Below are 9,397 nucleotides of genomic sequence, written 5' to 3' on the forward strand. Positions count from 1 at the left end.
TTTTTCGTCGATGTCCACCACCACCGGCAGCCCGACACCGCCCCCAGGCCGGTTCCGGGCTGCCGGTGGTGGTGGACATCGACGAAAAAAGCCTGGCCGAACTGGGGCAATGGCCCTGGCCGCGCTACCGCATCGGGCTGCTCCTGGCCCATCTGCGCAAAGCCGGCGTGCGGGCCGTGGGCCTGGACATGCTTTTTGCCGAACCCGACCGCACCTCGCCGCGCGTGCTCACCAGCCAGCTATTTCGCGACCTCAAGGTGCAGGCCAGCCTGACCGGGCTGCCCGAATCCCTGGCCGACTACGACAAGGTGCTGGCCGACGTCTTGCGCACCGGTCCCTTTGCCCTGGGCTATTTTTTCGAATTCGCCCCGGCCCGGGAACCCGCGGCCCCCTGTCCGCTGCCGCCGCTGGCCCTGACCGTGTTGCCCGAGGCTGACGCCATGCCGGTTGGCGACGCCCTGACCACGGCCGACCACGTTGTCTGCCCCCTGCCAACCCTGCTTGCGGCTGCGCCGGCCGCCGGCTATTTCAACATCGTGCCCGATGCCGACGGCCTTTTGCGGCGCATCCCGCTGCTGCTTGGCTACGCCGGCCAGGCCTATCCCGGTCTGGCTCTGGCGACCTTGATGCAGGCCTATGGCGTGCACAACGTCGTGGTCCGGACCACGGCCGGCGGGCTTTCGTCCCTGGTGCTGCAAAGCCCGTCCCTGGGCGAGCGCGTGGTGCCCGTGGACGGAGCCGGCCGGCTGCTGCTCAATTATCGCGGCCCGGGCGGCAGTTTTCCCCACCTAAGCGCCGCCGACATCCTGGCCGGGCGCACCCCCCCCGAGGCCCTGGCCGGCAAGATCGTCTTTATCGGCACCTCGGCCGCCGCCCTAAACGACCTGCGGGCCACGCCCTTTGACCGGGCCATGGCCGGGGTGGAAGTCCACGCCACCGTGGTCGACATGCTCCTGGCCGGCGACAGCCTGCACCGGCCGGACTGGGCCGGGGCAGCCGAGCTGCTGGCCGTTATAGCCCTGGGGTTGCTCGCCGCCGTGCTCATGACCCTGGCCCGGCCGGCCGTCATGATCGGACCGTTCATCCTTCTGGCCGCCGGGGTCTGGTACGGCGCGGCCTGGCTTCTGGCCCGGGGCATCGTGGTCTCGCCCTTGTGCGCCCTGTTGGTGCTGGCCGTCATCTTTATCGTCCTGACCTTTCTCAAATTCTGGCGCGAGGAACGCCAAAAGCGGTTTATTCACGGCGCGTTTGCCCGCTATGTGTCGCCGGCGGTGGTGGCGCGCATTGTCTCGCGCCGGGCCTCGCTGACCCTGTCCGGCGAGGAACGCGAAATCACCATCCTTTTTTCCGATGTCCGGGGCTTTACCTCCCTGGCTGAAAACCTGTCCCCGACCCAGGTGGTGGAACTGCTGCAATGCTATTTCACGCCCATGACCAGCATCATCACCAACCAGCTGGGGACGCTCGATAAATTCATCGGCGACGCCATCATGGCCTTTTGGAACGCGCCCCTGGCCGTTCCCGACCACCGGGTCCGGGCCGTGACCGCCGCCCTGGCCATGCACCGTGAACTGGGCAGCCTCAACCTGGGGTTCAAAAAGAATTTCGGCCACGCCATCAAGGCCGGCATCGGCCTGCACTGCGGCGTGGTCCGGGTGGGCAACTTCGGCTCCCGGGACCAGTTCACCTATACGGTCATCGGCGACGCCGTGAACCTGTGCTCGCGCCTGGAGGGTTTGACCAAGTTTTATTCCGTGCCGGTGCTGGTCACCGACTCCATGCTCCAAGCCGCCTCGGCCGGCTTCGTATTCCAGGAGATCGACCGGGTCCGGGTCAAGGGCAAGACCGAGCCGGTGACCATCCATACCGTGCGCTCGCCCGAGGAGTATGCCGCCCGGGCCGAGGAACTGGCCCGGGCCGACGCCGCCCGAGCCTTGTACGTGGCCGGCGATTTTGCTGCGGCGGCCAAGGCCTACGCCGACCTGCGGTCCTGCTGCGACCACAGGCTCTATGCCCTTTTTGCCGAACGGGCCGCCCGTCTGGCCGCCTCGCCCCCGGAGGCCGGCTGGGACGGCGTGTTCGAGCATACGTCCAAATAGGCCGGCCATGGACCGCAAACCAATCCCGTCCCCCTGGGCCGGCGCCCTGCTCGGGCTGGCCCTGGCCGTTTTTGGATGGGGCTGCGCCGCCGTCCCGGACGGGGCATCGCGGGACAAAGCCCTGGCCCTGGCCGGGGCGGCCGGCCTGGCACCGGTGCTCCTGCCAACCAGCTCCATGCCCCTGGCCGGCTTTCTGCGGGCGGGGCACGGCGACACGCTGACCGTCTACATCGAAGGCGACGGCCGGGCCTACCTCGACCGCCGCACCCCCAGTCCCGATCCGACCCCGGCCGATCCCCTGGGCCTTCTTCTCGCCAGCCGCGATCCGGCCCCAAACCTCCTGGCCCTGGCCCGGCCCGGCCAATACCTGTCGGCCGAGGCCCTGGCCGGCTGCAACCCGTCGTGGTGGACCCTGGGCCGCTTTTCCCCGGAAGTGATTGCCGCTGTCAGTGAGGCCCTCGACCTCGCCAAGGCCCGGACCGGGGCGCAAAGCCTGCGCCTCCGGGGCTATTCCGGGGGCGGCGGGCTGGCTGTGCTGGTCGCCGTCGGCCGCAAGGACGTACGCGACATCGTCACGGTTGCCGGCAACCTCGACACCGGGGCCTGGACCGCGCTGCACGGCGTCACGCCGCTTGCCGGCTCGCGCAATCCGGCCGACGCGGCCGGGGAGGTGGCCGCCATTGCCCAGACCCACTATGTCGGCAGCAAGGATACGATCACGCCGCCCGAGCTTTGCCGGCGTTATGTGGCCCGGCTGCCGGCCGGTTCCCCGGCCCGGTGCGTGGTCATCGAAGGCGTCGGCCACCACGACGGCTGGGCAGCGGCCTGGGAGCGGATCGTGCGCCAGCCGGTCAGCGCCGGGGCCGGGCCAGACGCGCCTCGATAAACCGGCCGACGAGACGGCGCACTCCGGCCGGGGCGAGACGGCGATACAGGCCGTGATAGAGGCGGTCGGCCAGTTGGTGGTGCAGCGGCCCTCCCCCCCCGCCGGCGGCGCGATATGCGGCCAGGACGTCGGCCAGGGCCAGCGGGCGGGCCAGACGAACGCGCGTAAGAGCCGGCCACCAGCACTGCCGGGCCACGGTGTCGGCATTTCGCTTCGCCTGGATGTCCCGGGCCTCGGCCGGTGTTTGGCGATAGCCCTCGGCCAGTTGCCAGGCCAGGGCCTCGGTCCAGGAGTGGCGGTCGTTGTCGACCAGCCGCCCGGCGGCCAGATCGCTGTCGGTGTAGGGCGCAGCCCGGCTGTACACCCCGGCGTGGCCGAGGCCGCCATATTCCACCAGCTTCACGTCGGATTTGCAGGCGATAAAATCGAGCGTCTCGGCGTCGCCCCCGGCCTCCCCGGTCTCCAGGGGAGCCACGGCCAGGGCGGTCGGCAGGTCGCGCAAAAAGGCCTTGTGCCGCCAGTAGCCCATATTGCCAAGATACCGCACCGCGGGCAGGGCGGCCAGGATGTCCGGGCCAAGGCGTCCCATGGCCAGCACGGGCAGGCTGTGCCGCCGGGCCGTGTCGGCAATGGCCCCGGCCACGGCCTCGAAGCTTGGGCCAAGGGCCGGCCGGTCGCTTGAGGCCCAGAGGATGGCCCCGGGCCGGCTGGCCGGCTTGGCCATGTGCAGCCCGCCGGGCAGGGCATTGGGCACAATGGCGGTCTTGGCCGCCAGGGACAGGCCAAGCCGGCCCTCCAGGGCGGCCAGCAGCCGCTGGTTGGGCACGGTCAACACGGCACAGCCGGCCAGACAGGCCGCCAGACGCTCCCGGCCGGCCGCATCGGGCAGGCCCTGGGCATAGGCCGGCCGGGCCAGGAGCAGATCGTCGAGGTCGAGCTGGTAGGCAATGCCCTGGTGATGGAGCAGGTCCGCCACCCAGGCCGGCACGCAGCGCTGCACCAGCACGGCGTCAAAGTGCTCCAGAGGGTAATGGTCGGACAGGCTGGCGTCGGTCGGGCACAGCACCCGAAATCCCGACACCAGCCCGGCCCGGCACAGGGCGTCCAGGGGCAGGACCAGCCGCACCTGGCGCAAAAACATCTGGTCCGCAGTGATGGCCAGGACGCGAAGCCCGGCCGTCACAGGGCCGCCTGCGGCCCGGAACAAGGAGCCCTGGCCGTCAGCACGGCCAGCCGTTGCAGGGCCAGACGCCGGGCCACCCGCGGCGAGAGCTCGCCCCGTCGATCGGCACGAGCTGCACCGTCGTCATCGCAAAAAGGGCCGTGCTCCAGGCACAACAGGACGCTTTGCCAGACATGACCGAGCATGGGGGCCGGCGAATGGAAAATATGCGAGCGGCCATGGACCCGCCGGCGCATGGGGGCCTCGACCTCGGCCACGGCCAGCCCGGCCCGGCGCAGCAGCAGCAACGCGCCCACGTCCTGGTAATCGAGCGCCACGGCCCGAGGCGTGAGCAAGGCCCGCATGGCTTTTGCACTGTAGACCCGAAGGCCGGAAGTGAGGTCCAGCGCGCCAAAGCCCCCCAGGCAGCGCAGCCCGGCCAGGGCCAGCCGCCGCAGGAGATCGGCCCGGGACAGACAGCCGCCGATGACCACATCGGCCTGCCCCCGCCCCATCTCGGCCAACAGCGGCCCCACGGTTTCCGGCAGATGCTGGCCGTCGGCGTCGATGGTCACAGCCAGCCCGAGGCCCCGGCCAAGGACGTAGCGAAAGCCGGCCTGGACCGCGCACCACGCCCCGGCCCTGGCCGCCAGGGGCAGCACGATGGCCCCGGCAGCCAGAGCCTGCCCGGCAGTGCCGTCACGGCTGGCGTCGTCCACCACCACCACCAGGCAGCCGTAGCGTGCCCGCAATTCCCGCACCAGGGCGCCAACCGTCGGCTCCTCGTCATGGGCCGGCACAATGACGGCCACATCCGGCCGCAACGGAGCAGGCCGGCCGGGTCCGACCAAGGCAACACTGTCAGAAGCAGCGGCGGCGGATGCAGTGGGCATGTTCGCAACTCGCACCCGGACGGGCCGGGCGGTTAAGGGATTGCGGCACCAGCCTCCACGGCTTTTATGCCACAGCCGCTCCCCCTATCACGGCCCACACACCGACGCCAGAGGGCGGTTCCGGGCCGTCCGGCCCGCCCGGCCGGACGCAGCACAGGCAGGCGCTGCCGGCTGTCGCGACCAGGCCAACGCAGCCTTGACTTTTTGCCCCCCGCTCTTCACTCTCCCGGGCAGACATCACACTTTTGCCCGGCTCCTTTCACGGCTGCGGCGCATGCAATACCGGCGGCCCGACATCCGCCCTTCGGAGCACCGTATGAAACGACCTTCGTTTGCGGCTTTTGCCCTGGCCGTACTGCTGTTGCTCGGTCTGGCCGCCATGTTGGGCGCACAACCCACGGGCGACCCGCTTCTGCTGCTCCTTGAACGCGAAGCCCCGGCCAAGGCCAAACTGTTGCCGGCCGAGGCCGTCGTGGTCCCGGAATTTCGCCCTGGTCCGGGCGAAGGCATCGGCCTGGTCGATTTTGTGGAAAACGACGCCTACATCATCCACCAGGGCGAACCGGCCACGGCCTTCAAGGCCGCCAAGACCCTGCCCATCGTTGCCGGCGACACCCTGGTGGTGGAGGCCGATTCCCGGCTGGTGGTCCTTTTAAACGACCAAAGCCAGTTCACCCTGGCGGCCTCGTCCTGGCTGCGCCTGGACAAGTCGGTTTATGATCCGCAAAAAGGCTTTCGCGATACCGTGGCCAGTCTGGCTGCCGGCAAGGCCCGGTTCGTGGTCAAAAAAATGGAGCAGGCCGGTGGCGAGAACTTCCGGGTGGACACCCCGGTGGCCAGTTGCGGCGTTCGCGGCTCCGACTTTGTGGTGGCGCTGGTGCCCAGGTCCGACCTGCCGGCCCAGCAGGGTTTTCTGGACGGTTTCGGGCCGCGCACGGCCCATGCCGCCTTCTGGCAGGCATCAGGCCAGGGCGCGGCCACGCCTCTGGCCGGCGACCCCGCCGCCCTCAACCAAAGCGAGCGGCAGGCCGGCTTCCCGCCCTCGCCCCAACCGCCTGTCCCCATGGGTGAAATCGTGGCCACCAACGACGCCACCACCGTGTCGGTTGCCAACAACACCGGCTCCCAGGTCGTCGCCTCCAACCAGATCATCCCCATTTACGGGCCGTTTATCCCGATGTCGCCGCCGCTGCCGCTGTCGCCCGGGGCCTTTGGCCATTCGGTCGGCCGGTTTTCGGCCCAGCCGGCCAACATGAGCATGCCGGCCGTGTTCGAATAGGCCGCATTGGCCGCTGCCATGTCCCGCTTCCCTGCTGCCCGCGGCCTCCTCCTGGCCGTCTGCCTGGGCCTTTGGGGCTGCGCCGGAGGGGCCGCGCCAAGACCGGCGGCAGTCCCGCCCCCGGTCCTGACAGCCTCGGCCCAGACCGCGGCCTCGCCGGAAATCGAGGCTGCCGCAGCCGGCGTCAAAAAGGCCGCCGGCAACGACGATTACGCCTGCCTGCTCGGGGCCATGCGCCATGTCGGCGAACATCTGGCCTACGACGCATCGAGCAGCCGCGACCAGTTTCGCCGCGACGCGGCCACGCTGTTTCGCCAGCGCACCCTGGATGGCTGCAGCGACTTCGCCCTGGCCGAGCTGGCGCTGTTTCGGGCCCTTGGCTACCCCAGCCGCCTCGTGCTGACCATGAATGCCAAATGGCTGGCCCGCTATCGCCAAAATCCGCTCGCCCTGCCAAACGGCCACAGCTTCATCGAGGTCTGGGTGGCCGGTCGCTGGCATCTGGCTGATCCCACGGCCTTTGTCATCTACGACGGCTACGACCCCAACGCGCCGTATCTGCCGGGCAACGAGATATTCCTCACCAGGGCTCTTGATTTCACCGACGCCGGCCTGACCTCGGTGGACGCGGCCAATGCCCGGCTCCGGGCCGCTGCCGAGGCCTTTACCGGAACCTACGTCAACCCGGATCTGCCCGAACGCTGGAAGGTCGACTTCAACTATCCGGCCGCCTTTGCCAATCTGGGCCAGGTATTTCTCGACCAGGACCGCCCGGCCCTGGGCGTGCGGCTGTTGCGCAAATCCCTGGCCCTTCGCCCGGACTACCTGCCGGCCCTGCTGGCCCTTGGCAGCCACAGCCTGGAAGCCGGCCTCCCGGACGAGGCGGCCGGCTATTTCCGGCGCGCCCTGGCCGTCGATCCCCACAACAGCGCCGCAGCCGCAGGGCTGGCCCGCGCCCGGGCCAAACCGGCCGTTGGCGGCGGCAACGGATGAGCGCCCCCGGCCACTTGGGGCGGCTATCCGGCCCGTGGCTGCTGGCCGTCCTGGTGGCCCTGCTGCCGCTGGCCGTCAAAACCGCGCACGACGCCGGCCCGCTCCTGGCTGATCCGGCCGGCCGCTATGCCGACACCAACGTCCCCATGCTGACCAGCCACGACGGCTATGCCTTCCTGCGCGCCGCCGAAAGCGGCCCGGCCCCTGCCGCCTGCTGCGCTCCCGGCGACAGGCCCCCAGTCCCAGCCCTGTCCCTGCTCACGGCCTCGGTTGCCGGGCTGGCCGCAACCACGCCGCAGTGGGCAGCCTTCTGGCTGCCGCCCCTGCTGGCCGGCCTGCTGCCCCTGGCCGTCTTTGCCTGGGGCCGGCGTTTTTATGCCGACCCGGCCGCCCTGGCCGCGGCCCTGGCTGCCGGGTCCTGTCCGTATTTCCTGGATGTCACCGCCCCTGGCCGCCTGGATACCGACGGACTGATCCCGAGCCTGCTGCTCGCCGCCGCCCTGGCCGCCCACACAGCCGCCACGGCCCCCCAAAAACCGGACCGGCTGCGGGCCCTTGTCGGCTGCGTCCTGGTTGCCGGCCTGTCCTGGTGGTGGTGGAAGCCCGGCGGCTACCTGGCCCTGGCTCTGCTGGCCCTGGTCCCCATAGCTGCCGTCCGGGGAGCGGACCGCAAACGGCTGGTCCGGGCACTCTCCGGACTTGCCGCCGCCCTGGCCGTGTGCTGGGCCGGCATGGCTGTCCTGGGCCTGCCCCTGCCCGCCCCTGTCGCCTACGCCCTGGGCCACGCCGCCCTGGCCTTTGGCCTCAGTCCGGACACCGCCTCGGTGGCCCGTTCCATCATCGAGCTGCAACCCTTGACGCCGGCCGAACTGGGCCGGCGCTGTCTGGGCCATCCGGCCGTGCTGGCCCTGGCCTGCCTGGGCATCGTCCGGCTGTGGCGACGCAACTGGCCGGCCGCCCTGTTCCTGTCGCCCCCTGCTCCTGGCCGGGGCAGCCGCCCTGCGTTCGGGACGTCTGGTCCTGCTCTTTTTCCCCCTGGCCGCCCTGGGGCTGGGTGCGGCCATCGACTGGCTGTTGGCCCAGCTCCCGGAAAACGTCCCGCCCGGCCAGCCAGCGCGCGGGGGATTGGCCCTGGCCGCCGCCGGCCTTCTGCTCCTCCCGGCCCTGGCCGCCGGCCTCGCCACCCCGGACAGCCAGCCCTTTGGCCGGGCCGACGACCGGCTGGCCCTGGCCGTCCGGGCGCTGACGCCGCCGGGCACGGTCATCGTCTCCTGGTGGGATGACGGCTATTTTCTGCGCTACCGGGCCGACCGGCCGGTCTTTTTCGACGGCGGCTCCCAGACCACGGAAGACTGCTTTGCCGCCGCCTGGGGGCTGGCCGCAGACAATGCCGAGGCAGCAGCCGACTGGATGCTTTTCTTTGCGGCCAACGGCCCGGGCGAAATCGGCCGGCTGGCCCCACGCTTCGGCTCGCGCCAAGCCACGGCAGACTGGCTCATCCGGCTCTTTTCCAGCCCGCCCGAGGCCCGGGCCACCCTCCTGGCCACGCTTCCCGGCCCGGCCCTGGACGACCCGGCCGGCTATTTCTTCCCCTCCGCCCCGGCCTGCCTGTTCCTTCGCCTGGAACTGCTCGCTAAAAGCGGCTTCTGGCTGGCCTTTGCCGCCGGCCCGGAAGCCCGGGTCCCGTCGAACCCGCCCAACCATGCCGATGTCGTGGCCCGGCAGGGACTCGTCGTCGATGCCGCCACCGGCCGCCTGCAACTACCCGAAGCCGCTCTGGCCAAAGGCTACCGCTTCGTGCCCACGGTCTGGAACGTCGACGCCCTGCCGCCCCTGCCCGCCCATCTGGCCGGCCGGGCCGATCCCATCCTGCTCTACGGCCAACACCTGCCAATCGCGGTCATCGCCGACCAGAGCGCCGCCCGCAGCCTGGCCCTGCGCCTGCTCCTGGCCCCGGACAGCGCGCCGCATCGCTTCAAAAAAATCATCTACGATCCAGCCGTCGGCGGAGCCTGGATGATCCGACCGGGACAGGAAGGAGAGGAGTGATGAGAGAGGAGAGGAGAGAAGAGGGAAGAGTGCTCC

General features: G+C 70.4%; 8 protein-coding genes. 6 read left to right on the plus strand and 2 right to left on the minus strand.

What is annotated here, in order from left to right:
• Positions 1-2,099 (plus strand): CHASE2 domain-containing protein (locus DVDV_RS20525; RefSeq protein WP_139311692.1); only part of this gene is annotated, 2,099 nt, incomplete at its 5' end.
• A gap of 7 nt (positions 2,100-2,106) precedes the next feature.
• Positions 2,107-2,985 carry a hypothetical protein gene (locus tag DVDV_RS20530; protein ID WP_083634853.1) on the plus strand — a complete coding sequence of 293 codons (879 nt, stop codon included), beginning with the start codon at positions 2,107-2,109 and terminating at the stop codon, positions 2,983-2,985.
• On the opposite strand, the gene DVDV_RS20535 is transcribed toward DVDV_RS20530, so the two are convergent.
• Positions 2,951-4,168: a hypothetical protein gene (locus DVDV_RS20535; protein ID WP_075356441.1), complete on the minus strand. Its 1,218-nt coding sequence runs from the start codon at positions 4,166-4,168 to the stop codon at positions 2,951-2,953. The genes DVDV_RS20530 and DVDV_RS20535 overlap by 35 nt on opposite strands.
• On the minus strand, positions 4,165-5,040 hold the full coding sequence (locus DVDV_RS20540) for a glycosyltransferase family 2 protein (protein WP_083634854.1): 876 nt from the start codon (positions 5,038-5,040) through the stop codon (positions 4,165-4,167). Before DVDV_RS20540 ends, DVDV_RS20535 begins: the two co-directional genes overlap by 4 nt.
• A gap of 316 nt (positions 5,041-5,356) precedes the next feature.
• Here DVDV_RS20540 and DVDV_RS20545 point away from each other — a divergent pair, with 316 nt between their 5' ends.
• Genes DVDV_RS20545 through DVDV_RS23975 form a run of 4 tightly spaced genes read left to right on the plus strand, consistent with a single transcriptional unit; the run spans position 5,357 to position 9,361 of the window.
• A complete protein-coding gene (locus tag DVDV_RS20545) occupies positions 5,357-6,319 on the plus strand; it encodes a FecR domain-containing protein (protein WP_075356443.1) in 963 nt (320 codons plus the stop codon).
• An 18-nt stretch (positions 6,320-6,337) separates the two neighbouring features.
• On the plus strand, positions 6,338-7,312 hold the full coding sequence (locus DVDV_RS20550; protein ID WP_139311694.1) for a transglutaminase family protein: 975 nt from the start codon (positions 6,338-6,340) through the stop codon (positions 7,310-7,312).
• On the plus strand, positions 7,309-8,595 hold the full coding sequence (locus DVDV_RS20555; RefSeq protein WP_075356445.1) for an STT3 domain-containing protein: 1,287 nt from the start codon (positions 7,309-7,311) through the stop codon (positions 8,593-8,595). The genes DVDV_RS20550 and DVDV_RS20555 overlap by 4 nt, the downstream gene beginning before the upstream one ends.
• Positions 8,596-8,605: 10 nt before the next feature.
• Positions 8,606-9,361, plus strand: a complete 756-nt coding sequence (locus DVDV_RS23975) for a hypothetical protein (RefSeq protein ID WP_368482930.1) — start codon at positions 8,606-8,608, stop codon at positions 9,359-9,361.
• The last annotated feature ends 36 nt before the right edge of the window (positions 9,362-9,397 follow it).

Source organism: Desulfovibrio sp. DV (assembly GCF_001936595.1).
Lineage (GTDB): Bacteria > Desulfobacterota > Desulfovibrionia > Desulfovibrionales > Desulfovibrionaceae > Solidesulfovibrio.